Source organism: Methylomonas rivi, assembly GCF_024505165.1.
In the GTDB taxonomy this organism is placed as follows: domain Bacteria; phylum Pseudomonadota; class Gammaproteobacteria; order Methylococcales; family Methylomonadaceae; genus Methylomonas; species Methylomonas rivi.
In genome coordinates this window covers 1-514 of sequence record NZ_JANIBK010000380.1, presented here as the reverse complement: position 1 = coordinate 514, position 514 = coordinate 1, and the positions used below count along the sequence as shown (strand labels likewise).

Annotated in this window: 1 protein-coding gene; it reads right to left on the bottom strand. The window is 63.0% G+C overall.

The window, feature by feature from the left end; all coding sequences use genetic code 11:
• Window positions 1–514 (bottom strand): P-type ATPase actuator domain-containing protein (locus NP596_RS21840; protein WP_443192640.1); only part of this gene is annotated, 514 nt, incomplete at both ends.

Genomic DNA, 514 nt, shown 5'->3' with positions numbered 1-514 from the left:
CGGCACGCTTTCGCCGGTCATGGTGGCTTCGTTGACCAGCGCTTCGCCGCCCAGCACCGTGCCGTCGATCGGAATCACCGTGCCGGTGGCGGCGATGACGGTGTCGCCGACTATCACTTCCGGCGCCGGGATCAAGGTCTCGGCGCCGTCGCGTTCCACCCAGACTTCCCTACTGCCGGGTTCCAACAGATGTTTCAATAAATCGTCCGAGCGGCGGGCGATCGAGTGTTCCAGATATTCGCCCAGTGCCAGTAAAAACGAGGTGGTGTTGGCGGCCAGATAATCGTGGCGGCCGATTGAAATGGCCACCGCCAAGGCCTCCAGCACATGCGAGGTAACGCCTTTTTCCAGAAAATCGTCGATGGCTTCGCCGAGTAAGGGTACAGCGGTGCCGAAGGCCACCGGCAATTGCAAGCCCGGTTGCAGATTGCGGCCGGCCAGCAAGGTGGCCCCGCTCATCGCTACCGCGCCCAAGCGGGCCGCATCGCTGGCCAGTACCTTGCCGTTGGGCATG